Origin of the sequence: Rufibacter immobilis, assembly GCF_003721565.1 — a bacterium.
In the GTDB taxonomy this organism is placed as follows: domain Bacteria; phylum Bacteroidota; class Bacteroidia; order Cytophagales; family Hymenobacteraceae; genus Nibribacter; species Nibribacter immobilis.
Genome location: NZ_RJJE01000002.1, coordinates 65,843 through 91,179 on the forward strand (window position 1 = coordinate 65,843; position 25,337 = coordinate 91,179).

Annotated in this window: 21 protein-coding genes; 11 read left to right on the plus strand and 10 right to left on the minus strand. The window is 51.6% G+C overall.

Annotation, left to right across the window (positions count from 1 at the left end; translation table 11 throughout):
- Positions 1 to 8: 8 nt before the first annotated feature.
- Positions 9 to 356, minus strand: a complete 348-nt coding sequence (gene panD, locus EFA69_RS02775) for an aspartate 1-decarboxylase (protein WP_123131570.1) — start codon at positions 354 to 356, stop codon at positions 9 to 11.
- Between the two features lie 89 nt (positions 357 to 445).
- Entirely contained in the window at positions 446 to 1,285 is an 840-nt protein-coding gene (gene panC, locus EFA69_RS02780; RefSeq protein ID WP_123131571.1) for a pantoate--beta-alanine ligase, read from the minus strand.
- 141 nt (positions 1,286 to 1,426) lie between these two features.
- On the opposite strand from panC, the gene EFA69_RS02785 reads away from it, so the two are divergent.
- The 5 genes from EFA69_RS02785 (at position 1,427) to EFA69_RS02805 (ending at position 9,331) form a co-directional block, all read left to right on the plus strand.
- Positions 1,427 to 2,239 (plus strand): glycogen/starch synthase, encoded by an 813-nt coding sequence (locus EFA69_RS02785; RefSeq protein WP_123131572.1) that lies wholly within the window; start codon positions 1,427 to 1,429, stop codon positions 2,237 to 2,239.
- A complete protein-coding gene (locus tag EFA69_RS02790; protein WP_123131573.1) occupies positions 2,223 to 3,671 on the plus strand; it encodes a DUF4270 family protein in 1,449 nt (482 codons plus the stop codon). Before EFA69_RS02785 ends, EFA69_RS02790 begins: the two co-directional genes overlap by 17 nt.
- Before the next feature lie 40 nt (positions 3,672 to 3,711).
- Positions 3,712 to 5,550: a glutamine--fructose-6-phosphate transaminase (isomerizing) gene (glmS, locus tag EFA69_RS02795; protein ID WP_123131574.1), complete on the plus strand. Its 1,839-nt coding sequence runs from the start codon at positions 3,712 to 3,714 to the stop codon at positions 5,548 to 5,550.
- Positions 5,551 to 6,005: 455 nt separating this feature from the next.
- Entirely contained in the window at positions 6,006 to 8,030 is a 2,025-nt protein-coding gene (locus tag EFA69_RS02800; RefSeq protein ID WP_123131575.1) for a DUF1800 domain-containing protein, read from the plus strand.
- Positions 8,030 to 9,331 carry a DUF1501 domain-containing protein gene (locus tag EFA69_RS02805; protein WP_221175659.1) on the plus strand — a complete coding sequence of 434 codons (1,302 nt, stop codon included), beginning with the start codon at positions 8,030 to 8,032 and terminating at the stop codon, positions 9,329 to 9,331. Before EFA69_RS02800 ends, EFA69_RS02805 begins: the two co-directional genes overlap by 1 nt.
- Positions 9,332 to 9,393: 62 nt before the next feature.
- Here the strand turns inward: EFA69_RS02805 and EFA69_RS02810 are convergent, their stop codons facing one another.
- Positions 9,394 to 9,807 carry a hypothetical protein gene (locus EFA69_RS02810; RefSeq protein ID WP_123131576.1) on the minus strand — a complete coding sequence of 138 codons (414 nt, stop codon included), beginning with the start codon at positions 9,805 to 9,807 and terminating at the stop codon, positions 9,394 to 9,396.
- 47 nt (positions 9,808 to 9,854) lie between these two features.
- Between EFA69_RS02810 and EFA69_RS02815 the strand changes: the two genes are divergently transcribed.
- Positions 9,855 to 10,238 (plus strand): RidA family protein, encoded by a 384-nt coding sequence (locus EFA69_RS02815; protein ID WP_123131577.1) that lies wholly within the window; start codon positions 9,855 to 9,857, stop codon positions 10,236 to 10,238.
- 90 nt (positions 10,239 to 10,328) lie between these two features.
- Here the strand turns inward: EFA69_RS02815 and EFA69_RS02820 are convergent, their stop codons facing one another.
- Positions 10,329 to 11,309, minus strand: coding sequence for a YihY/virulence factor BrkB family protein (locus EFA69_RS02820; protein WP_123131578.1), 981 nt, complete (start codon positions 11,307 to 11,309; stop codon positions 10,329 to 10,331).
- 208 nt (positions 11,310 to 11,517) lie between these two features.
- On the opposite strand from EFA69_RS02820, the gene gltX reads away from it, so the two are divergent.
- The 3 genes from gltX to EFA69_RS02835 all read left to right on the plus strand — a co-directional run bounded on the left by gltX (position 11,518) and on the right by EFA69_RS02835 (position 14,407).
- Positions 11,518 to 13,056, plus strand: a complete 1,539-nt coding sequence (gene gltX / locus EFA69_RS02825) for a glutamate--tRNA ligase (protein ID WP_123131579.1) — start codon at positions 11,518 to 11,520, stop codon at positions 13,054 to 13,056.
- Between the two features lie 214 nt (positions 13,057 to 13,270).
- Positions 13,271 to 13,633, plus strand: coding sequence for a hypothetical protein (locus EFA69_RS20195; protein ID WP_183906670.1), 363 nt, complete (start codon positions 13,271 to 13,273; stop codon positions 13,631 to 13,633).
- 12 nt (positions 13,634 to 13,645) lie between these two features.
- Positions 13,646 to 14,407 carry a TIGR00266 family protein gene (locus EFA69_RS02835; RefSeq protein WP_123131580.1) on the plus strand — a complete coding sequence of 254 codons (762 nt, stop codon included), beginning with the start codon at positions 13,646 to 13,648 and terminating at the stop codon, positions 14,405 to 14,407.
- A 135-nt stretch (positions 14,408 to 14,542) separates the two neighbouring features.
- On the opposite strand, the gene EFA69_RS02840 is transcribed toward EFA69_RS02835, so the two are convergent.
- Both EFA69_RS02840 and lptB read right to left on the minus strand, forming a co-directional pair.
- Positions 14,543 to 16,027: a GH3 auxin-responsive promoter family protein gene (locus tag EFA69_RS02840; protein WP_123131581.1), complete on the minus strand. Its 1,485-nt coding sequence runs from the start codon at positions 16,025 to 16,027 to the stop codon at positions 14,543 to 14,545.
- A gap of 307 nt (positions 16,028 to 16,334) precedes the next feature.
- Positions 16,335 to 17,066 (minus strand): LPS export ABC transporter ATP-binding protein, encoded by a 732-nt coding sequence (gene lptB, locus EFA69_RS02845; protein ID WP_123131582.1) that lies wholly within the window; start codon positions 17,064 to 17,066, stop codon positions 16,335 to 16,337.
- 194 nt (positions 17,067 to 17,260) lie between these two features.
- On the opposite strand from lptB, the gene EFA69_RS02850 reads away from it, so the two are divergent.
- Entirely contained in the window at positions 17,261 to 18,010 is a 750-nt protein-coding gene (locus tag EFA69_RS02850; protein ID WP_123131583.1) for a glycoside hydrolase family 25 protein, read from the plus strand.
- 58 nt (positions 18,011 to 18,068) lie between these two features.
- Here the strand turns inward: EFA69_RS02850 and EFA69_RS02855 are convergent, their stop codons facing one another.
- Together EFA69_RS02855 and recJ are read right to left on the minus strand one after the other, a co-directional pair.
- Entirely contained in the window at positions 18,069 to 18,464 is a 396-nt protein-coding gene (locus tag EFA69_RS02855) for a spore germination protein GerW family protein (RefSeq protein WP_123131584.1), read from the minus strand.
- 192 nt (positions 18,465 to 18,656) lie between these two features.
- Positions 18,657 to 20,369 (minus strand): single-stranded-DNA-specific exonuclease RecJ, encoded by a 1,713-nt coding sequence (gene recJ, locus EFA69_RS02860; protein ID WP_123131585.1) that lies wholly within the window; start codon positions 20,367 to 20,369, stop codon positions 18,657 to 18,659.
- Between the two features lie 333 nt (positions 20,370 to 20,702).
- Between recJ and EFA69_RS02865 the strand changes: the two genes are divergently transcribed.
- Complete coding sequence (locus tag EFA69_RS02865) at positions 20,703 to 21,137, plus strand: PH domain-containing protein (RefSeq protein WP_183906671.1); 435 nt, start codon at positions 20,703 to 20,705, stop codon at positions 21,135 to 21,137.
- Positions 21,138 to 21,216: 79 nt separating this feature from the next.
- Here EFA69_RS02865 and EFA69_RS02870 read toward each other — a convergent pair whose 3' ends face one another.
- Both EFA69_RS02870 and EFA69_RS02875 read right to left on the minus strand, forming a co-directional pair.
- Positions 21,217 to 23,040 carry a tetratricopeptide repeat protein gene (locus tag EFA69_RS02870; RefSeq protein WP_123131587.1) on the minus strand — a complete coding sequence of 608 codons (1,824 nt, stop codon included), beginning with the start codon at positions 23,038 to 23,040 and terminating at the stop codon, positions 21,217 to 21,219.
- 159 nt (positions 23,041 to 23,199) lie between these two features.
- Positions 23,200 to 25,305 carry a peptidylprolyl isomerase gene (locus EFA69_RS02875; protein ID WP_123131588.1) on the minus strand — a complete coding sequence of 702 codons (2,106 nt, stop codon included), beginning with the start codon at positions 25,303 to 25,305 and terminating at the stop codon, positions 23,200 to 23,202.
- Positions 25,306 to 25,337: the final 32 nt, after the last annotated feature.

Below are 25,337 nucleotides of genomic sequence, written 5' to 3' on the forward strand. Positions count from 1 at the left end.
GGGCGGGTCTACACTAGCCGGTTGTGTTGGTCTGGGAAAATAACGGTAGGTTCGTGGGTACGGGCGTCAGCGAAATTAATAAGAGCATAGGAGATGATAATAATCACATCGCCTACCTGCACCTTACGGGCCGCTGGTCCGTTCAGGCAAATGGTTCCGGTGCCTCGCTCCCCCTTGATAATATAGGTCTCAAACCGCTCCCCGTTGTTCACGTTCACGATCTGCACTTTCTCATGGGGTACCATGTTGGCGGCATCCAGCAGATCTTCGTCTATGGTAATGCTACCTACGTAGTGTAATTCGGCCTGGGTTACTTTAGCCCGATGTATCTTGGATTTAAGAACTTCAATCTGCATCAAAATAATCTAAAAACGTGCAAAGTTAGAGATTATTTATGAGACAAACAGGTCTTCTTGCCTTGCGCTTACTACCGGAACTTGCTCTTTTAGCGCAGAATATTGTCAATCAAGCGCACTTCCCCTAAAAAAGCGGCCAGACACAAAGCTACAGGCTCTCCTTCAGCCAAGTATTCAAGCGGTTGCAGGCTTTTGGCATGTACCACTTCAAGATACTCCAACTTAATCTCCTCAAAGCTGCGCAAGAATGTTTCCGTTTCTTTTTTAGCCTCCTCAATAGGCAATGTCTCCAATTTGGAATTCAGGAACTGCAACGCCTGGTATAAACGGGGCGCCAATGCTCTCTGCTCTGGGGTAAGCCGGCGGTTTCTGGAGGACATGGCCAGACCATCTTCCTCGCGTATGATTGGATAACACACCAGCTCCAGGTCAAAACTCAGATCCTGCACCAACTGCTGCACTACGGCAAACTGCTGTAAATCTTTCTGCCCAAAAAACGCTTGGTGCGGCTTTACTAAATGGAAGAGTTTACTTACCACCGTGGCCACCCCATTGAAATGGCCCGGCCGGTGAGCCCCCTCCATTACCCGCTCCAACTCACCAAAATCAAAGGTGAGCTTGGCTTTTTGCTTGTACATTTCATCGGCGGTGGGCAAAAAGAGCACATCACACCCTACCTGCGCTAGCAATTGCGCGTCTTTCTCCGGCAGCCTTGGGTAGAGCTTGTAGTCTTCGGCATTGTTGAACTGCACCGGGTTCACAAAAATGCTGCAAACGGTGATATCATTTTGGCTCTTGGCCGCTTTTATCAAGGAGAGATGCCCTTCATGCAAGGCCCCCATGGTGGGCACAAACCCAATGCGTTTACCCTGCTGGCGCAGCATCTCTGTATGCTGCCGAATGTCTGATAAAGAAGAAAGCTGCAACATGAAGGCTGCTAATTTTAATGTGAGGAGGCAAAAGACGCCAAAGGTATGATTTTATTCAAATAAATTGAGAATCAGCTAATAATTGCTTAATTTTGCGTCTTGCAATACCTATTGCCAATTTTATTTTAATCATTCCAACCTATGTCCAAATTGAGAATCTTATACGCGGCCACTGAGATTGATCCCTTTCTGCAAACCACAAAAGTAGCGGAATTCCTGAGGATGTTGCCACAAGCGATGCAAGAGCGTGGGATGGAAGTTCGTATTTTCGTGCCTCGGTTTGGCCTGATCAACGAACGCAAAAACCGTTTGCATGAGGTTGTTCGCCTTTCCGGCATCAACATTGCCGTAGGCGAAGAAGAAAAGCCTCTGATTATCAAAGTGGCTTCTATTCCTAATGCGAAGCTACAGGTTTATTTTATTGACAACGAAGACTATTTCCACCGCAAATCCGTTCTGGTGGACAAAGACAACAAATTCCACGCAGACAATGATGAGCGTGCCATCTTCTTCTGCAAAGGCGTTTTGGAAACGGTGAAAAAATTAGGCTGGGCTCCGGATATTGTGCACTGCAATGACTGGATGACAAGCTTAATTCCATTATACCTGAAGACGACTTATAAGAATGACCCTATTTTCAAGACGTCTAAGTCTGTTTTCTCTGTCTACAACAGCGAATTTACCCACAAATTTGAGGGAGATCTGCTGGAGAAAGCCAAAATGCTGGACATTGAAGACGAGATGCTGACAAACCTGAAGTCGGGTGACTTTGGCGCTTTCATCAAAATGGGCATCCAGTACGCCGATACCGTGATCAAGTCTACTGAAGACTTCAGTGACAATCTTAATGCTATGTTCCAGGAGTACAACAGCACAAAGCAGATCAACACCATCAGTGCAGACGAAAACACATTAGATTCTTACTTTGACTTATATAATGAACTGGCGAATTAGTAAAGCAGCTGCCGTACTCTTTCTTTCCTCCTTCTTATTTCCCTCTTGTGAAGACCCTACTGCCATTGGACTGGAATTGCAGGAACCGGGCACCCAGATAGGAACCACTTATTCAGATACATCTACGGTAGTAGCCTCTACTGTTCTGCTGCAAGACTCTATCATTGGTCTAGGGGCCCCGAATGTGCAGGTAGGCCGCGTCACCGACGGTGAGTTTGGCACAGTAACAGCCAAGACATTCGCGGAGTTTGGTCCGCTGAGTTTCCCGGCACATCCAGACTCTATTGATGTAACCAAAGGTGCCGACTCCCTGATCATCAATCTGGATTACAGCTACTCCTTCGGCGATACTACCAAGACCCTTGCGTTCAACGTGCACCGTTTAACGCAAGGGTTCAGAGATGACGAAACCTACTATACCAACGAGGCTATGTCATACAATGACACGCCCGTAGGTACGGTTACCTTCTTGCCACGGCCTAGGTCTACCGTCAAGAGCACCGCGGATACTTCTAGAACTGTACCGGTTTTGCTTAAACTGAAGATTACCGGTGGCTTCGCCAACGAGGTACTCCAGACACTAGCGCAAACGTCTACCCTTGATGCCTTCACAAATGTGATGAAAGGCTTAGCTATTGTTCCCGCTAACGGTTCGGCCGGGGAAGGCAGCATCATCGGGTTTTCGTTGCTTTCTTCTTCCACCAATCTTACGCTGCACTACAAATCAAAGAAGAACATAGCTAAGACCACCACCTTCCTCTATACAGACCGTTATTACAACCAAGTACAGGCAGACAGAACGGGCACACCATTAGCCTCCTTCACCCCTACCTCAGCTAACGGGAGCACGCTCAGCTCTACTGCAACGAACAACCGCACATACTTACAGGCAGGCACCGGATTGGCTACGGTTATCCGTATGCCACACCTTGCGTTCTTCCGGGAGTCAGATCCTGTAGCCGCGGCACTCACCGGTAAAAAACAGGACAGACAGTTGGCCATCAACAAGGCTGAACTGATCATTCCGGTGGTAGAATCTTCCGTGATTTCCGCTCAGGACTCTGCCAAGCTTCCTCCAGTTATCTCTGTGGTAACGGCCACCCCTTCTAACCGTATGGCCTTAACTCAAGGCACCCAAGGGATTCCTATTGCCCTAACGGCAGAAGGCACCTCTCAACGTGCTACTCTCCAGTACAGAGGTAAACAAGGAGGCTACGTATACGTAATCAATATAACAAGCTATATCCAAAACCTGCTCTACAATAGATTGGCGAACAACGGTCTCATATTATTGCCTTCAAATCTATCTGATGACGCAGCAACGCCTACCAATCTGGCGCAAACGGTGAATCGTGCTATCATTGAAGCTAACCAAAGCAACAATGCTGCCCGCCGGATCAAGCTCAGATTGTTTTATTCAACAGCTCAATAAAACATCTATTACTTTAAGCTAAACCGAACCGAACATTACTATGTGTGGAATTGTCGCATACGTAGGGCAGCGTGAGGCATGCCCTATTATTTTGAAAGGATTAAAGCGTTTGGAATACCGCGGCTATGACAGTGCCGGGGTAGCCTTACTCAGTGAGGGAAACCTGAATGTGTTCAAAAAGAAAGGCAAAGTAGCTGATCTGGAAGCCTACATTGGGGACCGCAACACAAGCAGCAACATTGGTATAGGGCACACCCGCTGGGCCACCCACGGTGAGCCGAATGATGTAAATGCGCACCCACATTATTCTAGCTCAAAAAAGATAGCCATTATTCACAATGGCATTATTGAGAACTATGCTTCTTTAAAGCAACACCTCATCAACAAAGGCTACGAGTTCCACAGCGATACAGACTCTGAGGTATTTGTCAACCTGATTGAAGACATCCAGAAGAACAACAGTGTTTCACTGGCAGAGGCAATCCGTTTGGCATTACATGAAGTAGTGGGCGCGTACGCCATTGTCGTGATCTCCCATGACTCTCCTACCCAATTAGTGGCCGCCCGCAAAGGAAGCCCCTTGGTGATTGGGGTAGGCAAAGGAGAATATTTCTTAGCTTCAGATGCGACACCTATCATTGAATACACCAATGAAGTAGTGTACCTGAATGATTATGAGATTGCGGTCATCAAAGACGGCACCCTAGATATCCGTACCAAAGAAGACGTAGTACAAACACCTTATATCCAAAAACTGGAGCTGGAGCTGGAGTCTATTGAAAAAGGCGGCTACCCACACTTCATGCTGAAGGAGATTTTTGAGCAGCCCCGCTCCATCTTAGATAGCATGCGCGGTCGTTTGGTGGCTGAGAACACACAGCTTACTATGTCCAGCATCAGAGAGTATGCAACGCGATTCAAAAATGCGGAACGTATCATCATTGTGGCTTGCGGTACCTCCTGGCACGCCGGCTTGGTAGCAGAGTACATGATTGAGGAGTTTGCCCGCATCCCGGTAGAAGTAGAGTATGCCTCTGAGTTCCGTTACCGGAACCCTATCATCCGCGAAGGCGATATTGTGGTAGCCATTTCACAGTCTGGCGAAACGGCAGATACGCTGGCCGCTTTAGAACTGGCAAAATCCAAAGGCGCACTCATCTTTGGGGTATGTAACGTAGTAGGTTCTTCTATTGCCCGCGCCACAGACGCAGGTGCCTATACTCACGCTGGCCCAGAAATTGGAGTAGCTAGTACAAAGGCTTTCACCGCTCAGGTGACTGTTCTTTCTCTCATTGCCATGATGATCGCCGAAATGAGAGGTACCTTGGAGCTGTCTACCTTACGTCAGCTCATGCTGGAGATGGAAACCATCCCTTCCAAAGTAGAGCAGGCGCTCCAGTTAGATAAAGAAATTCAGGCTATCTCTGAGATTTTCAAAGATGCTTCTAACTTCATCTACCTAGGCCGTGGCTATAACTTCCCGGTAGCCTTAGAAGGTGCCCTCAAGCTGAAGGAAATCTCCTACATCCACGCGGAAGGATACCCGGCGGCAGAAATGAAGCACGGCCCTATTGCCTTGATTGATGAGAACATGCCGGTAGTGGTGATTGCCACCAAGGATAGTTCCTATGAGAAAATCGTTTCTAACGTACAGGAAGTAAGAGCCCGCAAAGGAAGAGTAATCGCTATCGTGACGGAAGGAGATACAACAATCCCTCAAATGGCGGAATTTGTGATTGAAGTGCCAAGCACCCACGAAGCCTTGATGCCATTGATCTCTGTGATTCCGTTGCAGCTATTAAGCTACCACATTGCAGTAATGCGTGGCTGTAACGTTGACCAACCACGTAACTTGGCTAAATCTGTAACGGTAGAGTAATTACTCCAAGTTCTAATAAAACAAGAAAGGGAAGCATATTGCTTCCCTTTCTTGTTTTATTAGAACTTCCGTTTAGAGGCTCTTTTTAGAAAAAGAGCCTCTAAACGGAAGTTCTAATAAGCTGGCTGGTTCTGCTTCGCACTCAACGGCAGAAGTTATGATACGGTGTTGTTCCCATCTTCGTCCCCTAGGCGTACTGATTAGCCAAAGTCCGTTTAGGGGCTCTTTTCCCAAAAAGAGCCCCTAAACAGAATCTGACCATGGAAGCTATCTTGGATTACCCGTCTACTGATTCCCCTCGCAGATTATAAAAATTAATCTGCCTCTCATTAAACCTTATTAGCGTTTTCCTATCTATAGGAGACAAAGCAATATTCCCTAGAAGCACAAGTAACTCAATGGCTTAGGGCCTGCTGTTCGTCTTTTGCCCAAACCTAGTCACCACCTCACAGCCTATGAAAAAAGTAATTCAGCTTTCTTGTTTTGCGTTGCTCCTGCTGGCAGGAGGGTTGCTCTTTTCTTCGTTCGGTGTTAAAAATGCATTGGGTGCCAAAGGCCCCAGATTCCCCTACAAAAAAGCCGGGCTTACAGAAAGGCAGGCGGCCGCCCATTTACTCAGCCGGTTCACCTACGGGGCTAAGCCCGGGCAAATAGACGAAGTGGAAAAGATGGGCCTGGAAAACTGGTTCATGCAACAACTGACCGCCCAACTCCCCGACCAAGCGTTACAGCAACGGCTGGAAGGCTTGGCCGCTCTTAAAATGACCAATGAGCAGATAATACAGACTTTTCCGCAGGGAGGGCAACTGGTGCGCCTGGCGGTGAAAGATGGCGTGATTGAGCAAGCGAAGGTGAAAAATGGGTTTGCAGATAAATCTGCCAATGACGAATACCGCCAAAAGCTGGGCAACTACATGAAGCAAAAAGGGTATCGGCCGGAGCGGGAGTTGTACCAGGAGCTCATCAACCAGAAGATATTAAGGGCAACTTATTCGCCAAACCAGCTACAGGAGATTCTCACCAGCTTCTGGTTTAACCACTTCAATGTGTCCTTCACCAACAAGAACTGCTCTCCTTATATTCTCTCCTATGAGCGGGACGTGATAAGGCCTAACGCAGTGGGCTCATTTGAAAAGCTACTGTTGGCTACCGCCAAATCGCCGGCCATGCTGACTTATCTGGACAACTTCAAGAGTACTGTCTCCTCAGAAAGCCTTACTCCCTCTCAGAAGAAAGTGCAGCAGTACCAAATGCGGGCGCTAAAAGAACGACAAGCTCAAGACACTTCTATGCAAGGGATGCAGATGACAGAGAGGATGAAAGCGGCACAGAAAAAACAAGGCCTCAATGAGAATTACGCCCGCGAAATCATGGAACTGCACACCTTAGGCGTAGACGGCGGCTACACCCAGCAAGACGTAACCCAGGCGGCCCGCGTCCTCACCGGCTGGACCATCAACCCCGCTATTGGCCAAAGCAACGTGGAAGGGAACAAGAATGCGGCCTATACACCCAAACGCCTGGAGGCCATGGCTCAACAAGGGTACGTACTGGAAGGGGACTTCAGATTTGCGGCAAACAAGCATGACAAAGGCCAAAAGACAGTCTTGGGCAAAGAATTCCCGGCTAACGGTGGGTACGAGGAAGGGGTAGAACTCATTAAATTACTGGCTCACCACCCTTCCACCGCTAAGTTTATCTCTAAAAAACTGGCTGTACGGTTTGTGCATGACAATCCGCCACAGAGCCTCATAGACAAGATGGCCAAAACGTTTTCTGAAAAGAACGGCGACATTCAGCAAGTGTTACTCACTATGGTTTCCTCGCCGGAGTTTTGGAGCAAGGGCGCGTTACGCGAGAAAACAAAGTCGCCGTTTGAGTTAGCCATTAGTTCGGTGCGCAGCCTGAACGCTGAGGTCAAAGCTCCTTTCCAACTGCACAACTGGATCTCCAAAATGGGCGAACGCCTCTATTACTACCAGGCCCCCACCGGCTTCCCCGACAAAGCTGCTTACTGGATTAACACCGGCTCTTTGCTCAACCGCATGAACTTTGGGTTGGCGTTGGCGTCGCAGCGCATTCCGGGGGTGAGCATAGATTTGATGGCCCTGAACCAGCACCGGGAGCCGGAAAGCGCGGAAGCTGCTTTAGCCATCTACAGCCATTACCTCCTGCCCGAGCGAGACCTCACCGAGACCATCAAGCGCCTCACCCCTTCCCTCAAGGATCCTACGTTCAGCAGCAAGGTTGATGCCGCCGCCAATCAGAACAACCCCATGGCTCCCAGCGGTGCATCTTCAGAAGAAGACGAAGAAATGACAATGACCGCACCTCGGGAGAAAAGGAAAGGTGCCCGCAGAAATGGAGGCGCAGAGAATGCTGTCTCGGCCAACGCTTTGCAGATGAACAACGGCAGCAATACGATGTTGGCCCAAGTGGTAGGCATCATCATCGGGTCCCCCGAATTCCAGCGCCGGTAATGAACCCATTTTCCACCCCTAAAGACACAGATATGATCACCAGAAGAGGTTTTCTTAAATCAGGGGCGTTTGCCATGTTTGTGGCTGGGTTAGGCGGCGTGCCCAATTTCCTGGCGCAGGCGACCAGCAGCTATAAACTATCAAGACCATACAAGCGCAACAAAATACTGGTCTGCATCTTCCAGCGCGGTGCCATGGACGGACTCATGGCCGTTACCCCATTCACTGATCATTACCTGCAGAAAGCCCGCCCCAGTCTGTTCATGACCGCTGCCAAATCCGCGGCCAACCCGTTACTGGATTTAGACGGAAGGTTTGGTCTACATCCCGCCATGCGTTCATTTGAGCCCCTGTTCCAGGAAAAGCGGCTGGCTATTGTGCACGGTATGGGCTCCCCTAACCCTACCCGCTCCCATTTTGACGCCCAGGATTACATGGAAGCCGGGACCCCGTTCCATAAAGGCACACCCAGCGGCTGGTTAAACCGCGCCGTAGGTTTAATGGGCCATGAAGCGGCCACGCCGTTTCAGGCGGTGAGCCTCACCTCTTCCCTGCCCCGCTCCTTTTATGGAGACCACGCAGCCGTGGCCATCAGTAATTTGCAGGACTTCGGGGTTCAGCTCCGCGGCAATCAGAAAGCCTCCACATTGGCCTCCCGCAGCTTTGAAGACCTCTATGACCAAACCTCTTCCTCACTGCTCAGCCGTACCGGCAAAGAAAGCTTTGAGGCCGTGAAAATGCTGAAGCAGGTAGACACAAAGAAATACACGCCCGCCAATAACGCAGTATACCCTAATAGCCCATTGGGGAATTCATTGAAGCAGATTGCGCAATTGATCAAAATGGACGTGGGGCTGGAAATTGCCTTCGCAGAATCTAACGGCTGGGATACGCACTTCAACCAGGGGGCCGCCCAGGGTACTTTCGCGCGCAATGTGCAGGACCTGAGCCAAAGCATGACCGCTTTCTGGACCGATGTTGAGGCTTACCAGGACGAGGTAGACGTGATGACCATGACCGAGTTTGGCCGCACCGTGCACCAGAACGGCAGCAACGGCACAGACCACGGCCGTGGCTCCTGTATGTTCATCCTGGGCAATGACGTGAACGGAGGCCTGGTCCACGGTAACGTACCAGTACTAGCCCCCGAAAATCTGGAAGACGGCCGTGACCTTCCCGTCACCACTGACTTCAGGAACATTTTCAGTGAAGTGGCCGGCAAACATCTGCACATCAAAGATACGCAGGTGCTGTTCCCAGACTGGAAAGATGCTCCCATAGGCGTAATGCGCCACAGCTAAGGCCGTTTTATGTGGTTGCGTTTAGAGGCTCTTTTTGCAAAAACGGCCGCTAAACGCAACGCTTATTTCTTCTCCTCTACCAGTTCATAGAGCGTGGCCAGAAACACAAACGCTTTGTCCACTGCCCGCCTGGAGTCATCGCGCAGCAGGCTTACCTGCAACACTTCCTTGTTGAGCAAAGGCGTACCTTTGAGACCGGCCAGGTGAAAGTTAAGGGGAGTATACGCTTGGGCGAAGGCCGCTATATCTACGCCATTGGCGTTGAAGAAAACCGTTAACTTATCGGCTTTGCCCTGCGTCTGGTATTGGGCTAACCGCTCGGGCTGTTCATGCAAAAGCAAATCAATTACCAGATCTGCCTGCGGAAGCCAAATAGCCAGGTCTTTGGAATCCTGTACGTGCAGGTAAGCCCGATGGTGGAATTTAAGCCCGTACTCTTCTTCCTGCTCCGGGGTAGCCAAAAGCAATGTGTTCATAATTCTGTACCTTTAGGCTTGTAAAGATACAGATAACCTATCCGCTTATGGCAACCAACATCATAGAAAGTAAAGCAGCGCCGGCACCAATTGGGCCGTACAGCCAGGCCGTTTTAGCCGGTAACACCTTGTACATCTCGGGGCAAATTGCCTTAGACCAGGCCACGGGCCAGCTTGTGCAAGCAGATATTCAGACGGAGACGCACCAGGTCATGAAGAACCTGCAATACATTTTGCAGGAAGCAGGCATGGATTTCAGCCACGTGGTAAAGTGCAGCATCTTCGTGAAGGACCTGGGTAACTTTGCGGCCATCAATGAAACGTACGGCAGCTATTTCACCAGCAATCCACCGGCCCGCGAGACCGTGGAGGTAAGCCGCCTGCCCAAAGACGTGAACGTGGAAATTTCCTGCATCGCGGTGAAATTCTAACTCCCTTTTTTAGAGTGAATCCTTTTGCGTTTAGCGGCTGTTTTTCGAAAAACGGCCGCTAAACGCATTTTAGGCGAAGGCTTAAAAACGTCACGGCTTTGCCTCTTCCTCCTCGCCTTTGGCTTTGGCCTCATTAGGGCCAGGATCATCGTTGACGGGAGCGTGCCCTACTTCCTCCTCCCGGTTAATGACGCGCACGGCATAATCTGACGGATAAATATCGGCGCCATAGCGGCGGGCGTAGACTAAGGTGAACTGCGCCCCCAGGAAAACAATCTGCGAGGTGTAGAATACCCAGGTAAGCACCACAATCACAGAACCGGCGGCGCCGTAGATGCCCGCAAAATCACTGTTGCCCAGGTACAAGCCTATGAGGGTTTTGCCCAGCGTGAAAAGCAACGCCGTGACCAGCGCCCCCACCCACACATCGCTCCACCTGATCTTGGCATCGGGCAGGAACTTGTAGATGAGCGCGAACAGGAACGTCACCACGCCCGTGGAGACCACAAAATTGGCCAACTGCGTCAATTGTAGCATAGAAGGGTCTACTCGGTCGGCTAGAAAAGAGGTGACGGCCACCAGAATAGCGTGTACCACCAAACTCACCAGCAGCAGGAATACAATGGCCAGGATCATGGCAAAGGAAAGCAGCCGGTCCCACAGCAGTTTCAGATATTCATTGCGCGGCTTGGGCTTCACCCCCCAAATCTGATTCAGGGATTCCTGCAGGGAAACAAACACGCCCGTAGCCCCTATCAACAGCGTACCCACCCCCACCAGCGTGGCGAAGGTAAAATCTGCCGAATGGTTGATGTTCTCCACCATGGTCTGGATGTCTGCGGCGCCTTTACTCCCCAACAATTCCCGCAACTGCGTATAGACGCGCCCGCTTACGGCATCGCGGCCAAAGACGGCGCCCGCAATATTGATCATGATGATGAGGATGGGCGGCAACGCGAAGATGGTATAATACGCCAGCGCAGCCCCTTTCTGGAAAGAGTTCTCGTCCAGAAAATCAAACCACACTTCTTTCACAATGCACCAGGCCTCTTGTAACTTCTTCTTGAGCATGTACCAAATTTTACGCCTACATACGCAGAAGCGGCCACAGGTATACAAACATGTTGAGAAACAAATACTTTCGGCAGGCCAGCTACTGTCCCGGCAGCGGTACCTTCCAAAAAGAATACACTACCCAAGGGCAAGGTTTTAAGGGTAAAATTTCAAGAAAGGCTTGAAATACTGTACTTTTGCACCTCTATTGAAACACCTACACAACATGGAAAGAGAAGTACGAGTACGCTTTGCCCCTAGCCCCACCGGGGCACTGCACATTGGCGGGGTGCGCACGGCGTTGTATAACTATCTGTTCGCGAAGAAAATGGGCGGCAAGATGTTGCTGCGCATTGAAGATACTGACCAAACCCGCTTTGTGCCCGGCGCAGAGCAATACATCTTTGAAAGCCTGGAGTGGTGCGGCATTAAGCTGGACGAAAGCCCCATCCATGGCGGCCCCCATGCCCCTTACCGCCAGTCTGAGCGCAAGCCCATGTACATGGACTACGCCCTGCAACTGGTAGAAGCCGGCCACGCCTACTACGCTTTTGACACCGCCGAGGAACTGGACGCCATGCGGGAACGCCTGAAAGCCGCCAAAGTGGCTACCCCGCAATACAACGCCATTACCCGCGCCACCATGAAAAACTCCCTCACCCTACCAGAGGATGAGGTGAAACGCAGGCTGGAAAGCGGAGAGCCGTACGTAATCCGTCTTAAGGTGCCCCGCAAAGAGGAAGTAAGGCTTAAAGACATGATCAGAGGTTGGGTAATGGTGCATTCCTCTGCCCTGGATGATAAAGTTCTGATGAAGTCTGACGGCATGCCTACCTACCACCTGGCCAACATTGTGGATGACCACCTCATGGGCATCACGCACGTGATCAGGGGCGAGGAGTGGTTGCCAAGTGCTCCGTTGCACGTGCTCCTGTACCGCTATTTGGGCTGGGAAGACACCATGCCGGAGTTCGCGCACTTGCCTTTACTTTTAAAGCCAGACGGTAACGGAAAATTGAGCAAGCGCGACGGCGACAAACTAGGCTTCCCGGTGTTCCCATTGCGCTGGGTAGACCCGGTGTCTGGTGAGGTTTCCAGCGGTTACCGTGAGAGCGGCTATCTACCGGAGGCGTTCATCAACTTCCTGGCCTTCCTGGGCTGGAACCCGGGCACGCAGCAGGAACTGTTCACCATGGAAGAACTCATTGAGGCTTTCAGCATTGAGCGCATTGGCAAGTCAGGTACCCGTTTCGATATCCAGAAAGCCCGTTGGTACAATGAGCAGTACCTGCGCGCCAAGCCAGACACAGAATTAGCCCAGTATTTATTAGCCGCACTGCCCGAGCAAGACATTGCCTGTTCACCGGAGCGCGCCGAGAAAATTGTGGGTCTTATGAAAGAGCGCGTAACCTTCCCGCAGGATTTCTGGAAAGAGGCTTCCTATTTCTTTGTGGCTCCCACGCAGTACAATGAGCAGGTGGCCGCCAAAAAATGGTCTGCCGCCGCGGCCGGTGCCTTTGAGCAGTTCAGAAATGAGTTGGGTTCTTTAACAGAGTTCAACGCAGACACCGTGAAAGCCCTGCTTTTGCAGGTGCTGGAGCGCAACGGCCTCAAAATTGGTCAGGTGATGCAGGCTTTGCGCATTGCCCTTACCGGCGTAGAGGCTGGCCCAGACTTAATGGCCATTATTGAGATCATTGGCAGAGAGGAAACCGAGCAGCGCATTGACGCCGCGCTGAGCAAGCTGGCCCAGTACGCCGCTTAAGCTTAGCCAAAAATGCGTTTAGCGGCTCTTTTTCCTAAATAAGGCCTAAAACAGTTTACAATAGTTTAATACATCCGCCGTCTTAAATAAGCCACAGTTGCTTGTTAAAGACGGCGGTTTCTTTTTAATTCGTTTATCCTTCTTCCAGATTTCCCGTTTGTAATAAAAGGCAGACCGGGCGGCTGTGTGTTGCTGCGGTGTAAACTTTACTACTATGGCAAAGAAGAAAGCAGATAAAGACAAAAAAGAGAATAAGCCAGAGAAGAAGGCGAAAGTACATCCAGAGCTGGAAGGCTTTGAGATCAAGATCAACCCTTTAGGCGATATCACCTCCAACTTCAACATTGACCAGTTGAATTCCTTCCTGGACCGCAACGTCACCGACAAAAAGCTGGTGGGCGACCAAGGCAAGAAACGGGCCCAGGAGGAGGAAGAGGAATATCCCATTGAGGAAACCGTGGATGAAGAGGAGAACGAGGAGGATTTCTTCAAAAAAGGAGCATCTTTAGAGGACGAAGACGATGATTTCCCTGACAAAGGCGATGAGGCTTCTAAACCCACTCCCAAGAAAAAATAACCCTAAACCCCTATGACATCCCACGAAGTAGACTACCGTATTTACGGCTCAGACATCCAGGTATTGGAAGTAGAACTGGACCCGCAGGAAACCGTGATTGCCGAGGCCGGCGCCATGGTGTTCATGGAAGACGGCATCCAGTTTGAAACCAAGATGGGCGATGGATCCAACCCCAGTTCAGGCTTCTTCGGAAAGCTGATGCAGATGGGGAGCCGCGCCATTACCGGTGAATCGCTGTTCATGACGCACTTTACCCACCGCGGCTATGGCAAAGCCAAAGTAGGTTTCTCGGCTCCTTACCCCGGCACTATCGTTCCCATTAGCCTGGCGGAGTATCCTAACGGTTTAATTGTGCAGAAAGACGGGTTCCTGGCGGCGGCCTTGGGCACCAGAATCGCCATGCACTTCAACCAGCGGCTGGGGGCCGGGTTCTTCGGGGGCGAAGGCTTTATCATGCAACGTCTCACCGGCGATGGTCTGGCCTTCATCCACGCGGGTGGTACTGTCATTGAGCGCCACCTGCACAACGAGACCCTGCGCATAGACACCGGCTGCGTGGTAGCCTTTGAAAGCGGAATTGATTTTGATATTCAGCGGGCGGGCGGCTTGCGTTCCATGGTGTTCGGTGGCGAAGGTTTGTTCCTGGCCACCCTCAGAGGCACCGGCCGGGTCTGGATCCAGTCTATGCCCGTGAAGAAACTGATTCAGGCATTGATGCCATACGGCGGCAACTCCAACAAAGAGGGCGGTTTGCTGAGCAGCTTCTTAGAATAGCCGTTCCTCCAGCGCACCTTGCGTGCGGCAGCGCCTGATATACGTTTACAAAACACCGCCTTAAAAGGCGGTGTTTTGCGTTTAGGGGCTCTTTTTTGAAAAAGAGCCCCTAAACGCAAAAATGGAGCAATTAACCTATAGATTATTCACAGCCAGAATCTCCTCCAGATACTCCCGGTTGTTGGCCAGGCGCGGTACCTTGTGTTGTCCGCCCATTTTGCCTTTGTGCTGGAGCCAATTGAGGAAAGCGCCTGCGGGGGCTACCGTGATTAGGGGTGCCTGCAGGGCCAGGTCTTTCTGGCGCTTGGCGTCATAGTCTGAGTTCACAGTGCGCAGCGTCTGGTCTAATACCTGCGTAAACTGATCCAGGCTGGAAGGCTGCTGGGAGAATTCAATCACCCACTGGTGGCCGCCTTTGCTTTTGCCTTCAAAATAGACCGGTGCCGCGGTAAAGTTGGTGATGGTGGCGTTGGTAGCCTCACAGGCTTTGGTGATGGCAGTCTCGGCGTTTTCCACTACCACCTCTTCGCCAAAGGCGTTGATGAAGTGCTTGGTACGGCCAGATATTTTAATGCGGTACGGGTCCAGCGATGTGAACTTGATGGTGTCCCCTATCTTATAGCGCCACAGCCCGGCATTGGTGGAGATAAGCAGGGCATAGTTCTTGCCTAATTCCACTTGGTCTAGCGTGAGCACCTGCGGTTGCTCCTGGTCCATCTGGTCAACGGGAATGAACTCATAGAACACGCCGTAATCCAGCATCAGGAGCATCTCGTCCAGCAGGCTGGGCTCATCCTGTATCCCGAAGAAGCCTTCCGAGGCATTGTATACCTCCAGATACTTCATCTTATGGCTTGGAATCAGCTGGCGGAACAACTCCCGGTACGGCCCGAAGGCCACGGCACCGTGGGTGAACAGCTCCAGGTTAGGCCATACCTCCGTGATGTCTTTGGCGCCGGTCTCCTCCAGAATCCGGTTCAGGAGCACATAGGTCCAGGTGGGCACGCCCGAAAGACTGGTCACATTTTCTTTGACGGTGATCTCCACCATCTTCTCTATCTTCTCCTCCCACTTGTCCATGAGCGCTACTTTGAGCGGGGGAGTGCGCATGGCCTCGGCCCAAACGGGAAGGTTCTGCATGATCACGGCAGAGACATCGCCGCAGCGGGTATTGCTGTTGAAGTCATTAGGATGGTGGCTCCCGCCAATGGACAAGCCTTTGCCAGAGAACACCTTGGTGTCTGGGTAGTTGTTCACGAAGATAGACAGCATGTCTTTGCCACCTTTGTAATGGCAGTCTTCCAGCGCCTCCGGGGTAACGGGAATGAACTTGCTGCGGGCGTTGGTGGTACCAGAGGATTTGGCGAACCATTCCACCTTGCTGGGCCACAGCACATTCTGCTCGCCCCGCATCACCCGCTCAATGTACGGGTACAGGTCTTCATAGGCACTGACTGGTACCCGCTCCTGAAATTCCCGCACGGTTAACTTGTCTGAATAGCCGTATTTCTGTCCCCACTCTGTGCCTCTGGCAGTATGGATAAGATTGGTAAACAACTCGTTCTGCACATCATGCGGGTACTTCCGGAAGAGATCTATCTGATGGATTCTCTTCTTCATGACCCACGTTACCAGCGAATTGATTATCTCCACTCTATAGAATTGTTGATGGTTGGTTGTTGATTGCCTAAAAGTATGAGCTTGTACTGTTATATCGCTTTTTGGTTTCCGATGATAGCAGTTAACCTTCTAGAAACGGCCTTTCCTCCTCCCTTGTCCTCCTAAAAGGATCTTGTAGGCGAACAAGAGCGCCGTTAGCTATGGGAAAACCACCTTTCCTTTTATCAACCGCTTTTAGATCTGACCCACAAGGTTCTTTTAGGAGGACAAAAGAAAGTGTAGTCCTTAGAACACCTGGCAATCAGAATCAGACTTTCCGCTTCAGCTCAAAGTGCTTGCCCAGGTATACCCGGCGCACCTGTTCGTCGGCGGCCAGCTCTTCGGCGGTGCCGGCTTTCAGGATCTTTCCCTCAAAAAGCAGATAGGCGCGGTCCACGATGGAAAGGGTCTCGTTCACGTTGTGGTCTGTGATAAGGATCCCGATGTTCTTGGTTTTGAGCTTGGCCACTATGGTTTGGATCTCTTCCACGGCAATGGGGTCTACCCCGGCAAAAGGCTCATCCAGCAACACGAAGGAAGGGTCTACGGCCAGGGCGCGGGCAATCTCGGTGCGGCGGCGTTCCCCGCCTGAGAGTACCACACCTTTGTTTTTGCGCACGTGCGTGAGCGAGAACTCTTCCAGCAATTCCTCTACCTTCTCGCGGCGCGCCTGCTTGGATTTATCGGTCATCTCCAGCACAGACATGATGTTCTCTTCCACCGTGAGGTCGCGGAACACAGAGGCCTCCTGCGCCAGGTAACCCACTCCTTTCTTCGCGCGGCGGTACATGGGCAGGTCCGTGATGTCTTCCTGGTCCAGGAAAATACGGCCGGAGTTGGGTTTCACCAGCCCCACAATCATGTAGAACGAGGTGGTTTTACCGGCACCGTTAGGCCCCAGCAGCCCCACAATCTCCCCTTGGTTCACCTCCACACTCACATCGTTCACTACCGTGCGAGACTTATATTTTTTGAAAAGATTTTCGGAACGTAGAATCATCGCTTAAAATTAAGGAATTAACCTTATATCTTTTGCGTTAACGCCCAAGTGGGCCCGGTACGTGTACGCAATGAAGTTGGTTGCGCCAATTTTATCAGTTAGCGAACAAGTTTCTGTATTTATAGCATTTTATTTGCGAGGGCGCAAAATAACTCTTAACTTTTACTACATAGTTTTACACCAGTACTTCCCTCATGTTTTCCTTCTCAAGACTGGTAACGGGTCGCGCGGGAGTGGCCGTTGCCTTGTTTGTCTGCTTTCTAACCCTTGTGAGCGCCCGCACGTTCACCGGTGAGTACTTGCACGGCATTGACGTATCACGTTACCAGAAGGAAGTAGACTGGAGAAACGTCAAAGACTCCAACATCAACTTCGCCTTTATCAAAGCCACCGAAGGCGATTTCCTGAAAGACCCTTACTTTGACCGCAACTGGGAGCACAGCCGCCAGCACGGCATTAAGCGCGGCGCTTACCATTTCTTTCTGCCCTGGGTAGACGCTGACCAGCAGTTGGCCCATTTCAAAAGAAACGTTGTTTTACAGCCCGGCGATCTGGCCCCGGTGCTGGACATTGAAACCTTCGCGCAGGATGTTTCTGATGCCCAGATGCGGCAGAACATACGCCGGTGGCTGGAAGGCGCGGAGGCGCACTACGGCGTGAAGCCCATCATCTACACCTACCAAGGGTTCTATGACCGCAAGCTGAGAGGCCATTTTGCCGGTTACCGCTTCTGGATTGCCCGCTACAAAAACGAAGAGCCTTCTACCCATCCTTCAGACAAGATGGCGTTCTGGCAGTACTCAGAGAAAGGCATTGTAAACGGCATTGAGGCCCCGGTAGACGTGAACTGGTTCTACGGCGACTTAGCGGCCCTTAACACCTTGTGCGTTCCTAAACTGCCTGTTTCCTCTGCCGGAGCAATGGCCCAGAAAGAAGCGTTTTAAGCCTAATTCCGGAAAAAGAGCCGCTAAACGGAAAACCCTTCCCTGCTGCCCCCAAAGGCTAGTGCAGAAGTTTAGCCTTTGCCTTCCGTTTCGCGAGCAGCCAGCCTACAGCGAAACCCATCATGGCTCCTAGCCAATAAGGCCTTGCCGGGGACACCGGAACGTAGCGGGTTCTTTTGGCGGTGATTTCAAAAACTCCTTTGGGAATGGTGATGAGACCGGCCCCAGCCCCACTGCCCTGCCCCTGGCGATCCTGCACGCCTTCTTCGGCTTCTCGTTCGCCGCTCCCCTGTCCTCCGCCCAAACCTAACACCACCTGCGCCACCGGCACAATGGTTTTGCCCTGGGCATGAATGGGTTCGCCAAAGATATTTTGGATGGACGCGTTCTGGTTCAGGCTTCCGGCTATGTGGGCCACCACGTTTCTGTCTTCTTGAGCGTTGGAAGAAATCATCTTATACAAAGGCTGGTTTCCTGCCTCTGTACCGCATCTTGCCGCCAAATGTTACTTTCACCCTCAAACCCAGCCTTCAGTGATTGCCTATAGAGATAAGTAAAAGCTATTCTCCCCGCTGAGTACGCTGTTTTAGCCCTAATTTTAGAAAAAGAGCCGCTAAACGCACTGAAGGACGAAAGAAAGTTTCCGTTATTCCTGGAACCGGATGTCTTTGATCCGAAGCTGTAGGGTCACGTTGCCCCTGAAGACGTTCTCCTCTATGCAGTAGCACACATCAAACGGAATACCTTTCTGGATGCGGGGATAATATTCGGCCATGCCGAAAGCAATGGCGTCAAAGGAAATGTCGCCATCCTGGGTGAGGCGGAGCTTCAGGTGGGCGTCGCCTACCACGCGGGCAGAACCGGTGTCATAGACGCAGGTGCTCATGAACACGGGCGCCATGTTGCCCGGGCCCAGCGGCTCCATCTGCTTCAGGATATTGAAAAAATTAGGCCGTATCTGGTGGAACTCCAGGGGCATGTCTATCTCCACCATGGGTACCAACTGCTCTTCCAGAATGGTGCTGGCGACAATCTGCTCAAACTTCTCCCTGAAGGCGGGAACGTTCTCTACGGGCAGCGTAAGCCCGGCGGCGTACATATGGCCGCCAAACTGGTCCAGCAAATCTGAGCAAGCCAGTATAGCCTGGTGCACGTCAAACCCATGCACAGACCGCGCCGAGCCCGTGGCTTTGCCGTTAGACTCCGTGAGAATGATGGTAGGTCGGTAATATTTCTCTATGCAACGGGAGGCCACAATGCCCACCACGCCCTTATGCCAATTTTCCTTGAACAAGACCGTGGAGCGCGCATTCCGCAGGAAGTCATCCTCTTCAATCATCTGGAGGGCCTCTTTGGTGATGCTGGTGTCATGCCCCCGCCGCTCTGAGTTGGAGATATTGATGTTCTGGGCTACCTCAAAGGCTTCTTCTTTGGTCTTGGCCAGCAACATGGCTACAGAACGCTTGGCATCGCCCATGCGGCCGGCGGCGTTAATGCGCGGGGCAAACCCGAAGACGATCTGGGTAATATCCAGCTCGCTGCGCAAGTCTGCCAGTTCTTTCAGAGCCTCTAAGCCCGGGCGGAGCAGGTCTGCATTGTTCATGCGCTGTAGCCCGTGGTAGGCCAGCACGCGGTTTTCGCCGGTTATGGGCACAATGTCTGCGGCTATGCTCACCACTACCAGATCTAAGAGCTGGTACAGCGGCTCCAGATCATACCCTTGGTGCAAACTGAACGCCTGCATGAATTTAAAGCCTACGCCGCAGCCAGAGAGTTCTTTGTAGGGGTACGGGCAATCTGAACGCTTGGCATCCAGCACGGCTACGGCCTGGGGCAGTTGATCGTCGGGGAGGTGGTGGTCACAGATGATGAAGTCTATGTTGCGCTCATTGGCATACGCAATCTTGTCAATGGACTTTACGCCGCAGTCCAGGGAGATAATTAGGCTGAACCCATTTTCCTGGGCCCAATCTATGCCTTGGAACGAAATGCCATAGCCTTCCGCGTAGCGGTCTGGGATGTAGTACTCAATCCTGTCCTGGAAGTAGGGCTGCAGGAACCGGAAGACCAACGCCACGGAGGTGGTGCCGTCCACGTCATAATCGCCGTAAATGAGGATGCGCTCCTGGCGGTGCAGGGCATTTACCAGCCGGTCTACGGCTTTGTCCATGTCCTTGAGCAGGAACGGATCATGCAGGTCTTGCAGCGAGGGGCGGAAATACGCTTTGGCTTCCTCAAAGGTGCAAATCTCACGCTGACAGAGGATGGCGGCCAGGGTGCGGCTAATGTTCAGGCTGTCTGCTAAATTCTGTACTTTTGCGGCGTCCGGCGCTTCCTTTACTACCCATCGTTTCTGCATCGGTGTTGCTGCGGCTTAATCTGTGGTGTGAGGCCACAAATTTACGAAATCTGAGAGAGAACCAGGCACTCCTTAGGGCTGCTTGGTGTTTTTAACAAAGCGAATCCGTTTTATTTTAGTTTCTGTCCCGTGAAAAGATTAAAAGAAATTTACCACAAGTACAAAGATTACGGCTTGGTAGACATTCTCATGTACCTGTCTTTCTTCCTGTTCCTGGCTATCTTGTTCATCTTTTTCCGGGATTAGCATTTAGCGGCTCTTTTTCCTAAAACAGGCCCTAAACGCCCACGAGTGCCAGAACTTTGCTATCTTGAAGAAAAGAAACCAATGGGTATGGCTCCCGTCACCTTCCTTTCCTCCAGAAGTTGGTTAAGTAGTTTGACTATCTGGGGCACCTCGCTCCTGCTGCTGGGCTTACTGGCCACGGAAGTACAAAGTACCATGCCCCTACTGGGTAAAATCGCGCTGGCCTTGCTCTGCCTCCTCCTCTGCGGACTGCTCCTCTGGATTTGGTTTGGCACCTTCTATCGCATTACCTCCTCTACCCTTTCCTACAGAAGCGGCCCTATTCATGGGCAGATACCGGTGCAGCAGATTAAAGAGATCAGGCTGAATACCTATCTGTGGTCTGGGTTGCGTCCGGCGCTGGGGCCGAAGGGGCTGGTGGTTCTTTATAACAAGTGGGACGAAATCTACCTTTCACCGCTGGACCAGGAAACCTTCCTGAAGACGCTACTACAGCTTAATCCAGATATTATAATTTCTTAATATTCTACTGCCTTCCCCGTGCGGTGCGTTTAGCGCCTGTTTTTGGAAAAAGAGCCCCTAAACGCACCGCATGGTTTCCTTATACTTTGTCCCCTCTCAATTTGCGCAGGCGCTTGCGGGCTTCGGCCACAAATACGCTGCCGGGGTGCTTTACCAGTAGCTGGTTGTAGAGTTCCTGAGCTTTTTGGGGCTGGTTCAGGTTTTCTTCGTTGAGTCTGGCCAGCAGAAAAAGGGCATCGTCTGACAGGATATCGTACTTGGGGTTGTCAATGATGAGCTGTAGGTTTTGGGCGGCTTCGGCAAATTGCCCCATCTGTTGCTGCAACTCGGCTTTCTGGAAGTAGATTTCATCTGTGAGACTGTGGCCCGGGTACTTGGTCAGGAGTTTATCCAGAGCGCTGAGGGCCTCAGGGTATTTGTGCTGGAACACCAGGAAGTCAATGGCCGCATATTCTTTCAGGGCGGCCGCCGAGGTATCAAGCCCTGTGTTGTCTATAATGAGCAGGCTCAGGTCCAGGGCATCATTGGCGATCTCGCGGCTGGTGGCTAGCTTTAAAATGTCTAAATGGCTTTGCGCCAACTCAAAGTCGCCTTTGTAGTAGTTGAGCCGGGCGTTGCGGAGTTTGGCTTCATAGCCCAATGGCTGCTCTTTGTGCGTCTTCTCCACCTGGCTGTAGAGCAAAGTGCTTTCCCAAGGCTCGCCCCGGAGCAGGTACACATCGGCTAAGGCCAATTTCGCCTCCGCCACCACATTTTGGTTGGCCCGGGGCATGGCAATGACTTCCTGCAGGTTTTTAACGGCCGTTTCCGGGGCATCTAAATAGAAAGCCTGCAGTTCTCCCAGCTCTTTCAGGATTTCGGCGGTACGGTCAGTACGGCCCATCTCCTGCAACAGTGCTTCGTACTCTTGGGCGAGAAGTTTTATTTTTTCTCTGTCTAAGGGAAAGGTATTCTTCACCTGCTCTTCCCGGGCCTGGATGATGCGCTGCCTCGCGATGGGGTACAGGTCGCCGGTGCGGTACTGCTGCATTACGTAGGTGTATCCTTCTATAGCGGTGGCGTAGTCTTTGTTCCGTAGACTGATGTCTGCCATGGAGAGCACCCGTGCCCCGCCGCCTTGCGTACGGCGGTCCAGAGCCCGGGTCTGGAGCAAGGCCGGGCCGAAGTCTTTGCGCTGGAGCAAGGTCCAGATGAGGAGTTCCTGCACAGGGGTGGCATCGGGATCGGTCTGTACCTCAGTCATGAGGCGCTGTTCCAGCTGAACCAGAGACTCCTCATCCCGAAGCACGTTTTGCAGCAGATTTTGAGCATAGGTTAAGGGTACGGCATTGCCTTTTACCTGCCGCAGCACTTCATCTACCAATTGATCGGTTTTGCGTTGAAAGGCGTACAGTTGGAGCAACTGCGCTGCGAAGCTTTTCTCGCTGCCGCTCAACTGGCGGGCCCGCAGGTAACTTTGTTCGGCGTAGGGAAGCAAATCGGCCTGTTGAAAAGCACTGGCCACGCTGTACACGTTCTCTGGCGTGGTAGCCTGCACCACCTGTGCCCACTTCTTCTCGGCGGCGGCGGCATTGCCGGTGGCCTGCAGCACTTTTCCTTCATCAACGGCATAGGCCGGCACCGCTGGGTACTTCTTCTGGGCGCGCTTTACCAGTTTATCGGCTTCCTTGAAATTACGGAGCGCCAGCAGGGTTTTGAGGTAATCTGGGTAAACCAGCCCAAACTGAACATCCTGCTCCACCAGTTGGCTGTACAGCGCCTCGGCTTTGGCAAAATCATTCTGCCGCAGGTACTCTTTGGCCAAGGCCATCTGCTCAGCCACCCCCTGCGCTTTTGCCTGCGGCACCATTAGGCCCAGACACCCTATGGCCAGTAACCAGATCAACAATAACTTTCTCTTCATGCGTATCTCTTTGGCAGTGCCTTCTCCTTAACGTATTCTGCGCCTGTACAATATACTGTTTAGGGGCCGTTTTTCTAAAAATAGGCAAAAACCAGGCGGGCATAAATAACAAGAGCCGCGCTGGATGGCGCGGCTCTTGTTATTTGAAGAAGATTTGGCTTAGAAGAATCTAACGCGATTGTCTTCAATCTCTGCGTTTTTACGGATGGCTTCATACAAGGCGCTCTGTACACGTCCGGCGCGGGTTCCTTGCAGTTGCTGCTTCACAGAGGCGATGTCTGCCACTGGAGTGGCTGGCGTCACGTTGGTTAACTCTACCACAATCACGCCGCCTTCACCGTCTACCGGGGCCGTACGCTGACCTGGCTTCAACCCGAAGGCTCTACCAATGGCCACCGGCTCGTATCCAATTCCCTGTGCGTTGGCGGCACCCAAGGTAACGTCTGTAGCGGTACGCACAAGCGCATCTGGACCGTATTTAGCTGCAATTTCCTCTAATGTACCAGAAGCAGCACCTAACTTCTCTTTAATCTTTTTGGCTTTGAGCTCATTGCGTACAGCGGCGGTTAACTCTTCCCGCACGTCTTCCACTTTGGCAGTTCCTTTTTCACGTTTACCGGTTAATACCGCTACCACGTATTGGTCATCCATAGTGATTACCGGAGAGACATCGCCTTCTTTGGTGTCTTTGGAGAACGCCCAACGTACCAATTCACGCGCATTCTGCAGGTTGTTTACAGAGCGGTCGCTGGCGCTGAAGTTCTTGGCTTCTGCTTTCACCAGACCTTTCTCATTGGCTACCGCTTTGTTGAAATCCTCCAGGTTTGAGCTGTTAGCGGCAATACCGCTGGCACGCCCGAAAGCAAACTCACGGGAGTTGTCGCTTGGGGTTAAGGCGCGGGTTACTTGGGCAATCTGGTAGGTTCTGGTAGTTTTAGGTTCTGTGATCTTCACAATATGGTAACCGTAATCTGTTTCTACCAGGTTTGGCAGCAAACCTGCTCCAGAAGCACCAAATACTGCTTTCTCAAAAGATGGCACCATTCTGCCTTCGGTGAACCAACCTAAATCCCCACCTACAGAGGCAGTTCCGTCAGAGCCGTGCTGGGCAGCCAGTTGGGCGAAGTTCGCTCCCCCTTTGATCTGGTTCAAGATGCCCTGCGCTTTGGTTTTAGCCGCGGCTTTGGCCTCTGGGGTATCACTTTCTGGTTTGATCAGGATGTGGCTGGCACGTACAGAAGCCTGGCCACCGTCTTTCACATCCATTACTTTGTACAGGCTGAAGTTTCCGTTCTGAGCGAAAGGACCGTACAGTTTGCCTTTCTCCAGGGTTTGGTTTTTCAGTTCTGCCGGTACTTCATGGGCTGCCACGTAAGCTCCGTTGAAAGGAGTATCTGACTCTGCTTTTACAAACAGGGAATCATTCTCAGCAGTGGCAAAGCGCGCCGCCAGTTCTGCGGTTTCAGTGCTGTATTCTGCGCTATCTTCTTTAGAGGCAGCAACCGGCACAGACACATACGTAATGGAACGGCCTTCTTCTACCTCAAATTTCTTTTTGTTCTTGTTCAGGTATTCGCTCAGTTGGTCATCGGTTACCTTCACCGCTGAATCAGCAATGCTGAAATAAGGCACGAACAACGCTTTGATGGAAGCTCTGGTGTTTTGTTCCGTGTTGAAGCGTTTGGCTTCTTCTGTGGTTACATAGTTAGAGAACGTGAACAGGTTGTAATATTTGTTACGCAAACGGTCTGTAGCCAGATCTTGCTCATACTTACGCCAGGCCGCTTGTTGCTCTGGAGGCATGCTGCCCAGGTTGCGCAGGGTCTGTTTTACCTGTTCCACGTTGAACTGACCGGTCTGCGGGTCTGTGAACATCTGTCTCAGGGCAGGGTGCACGTTACGTCCCTGCACCATGTCTACCTGCTCTTCTTCAGAGATTCCCAAGCCCACTTTCTCAAACTCTCCTTCAAAAGCGTATTTGAAAACCAACTGGTTCCAGGTTTGCTCGCGCAGAGAAGCCATTTCAGCTTCAGAAGGCTGGCGTCCGTACTGGTTGGCGTAATTGTTTCTGGCTTCCTCAAACATGGCCTCAAACTCCTGCACAGAGATTTCATGCCCCGCAACTTCCCCTACCACCATTTTGTCTCCGAACAACCGGGAATTTGGTCCCAGCAAGTCTCCCAACACAATGAAAATGAGCAAGCCAATGGCTATTGCGCCAATGGCGAAGCCTGACTTCTCCCGAATCTTGTTAATTAATGCCATGTAAGTATTAGACGTATTTTAAGCGTTATGCA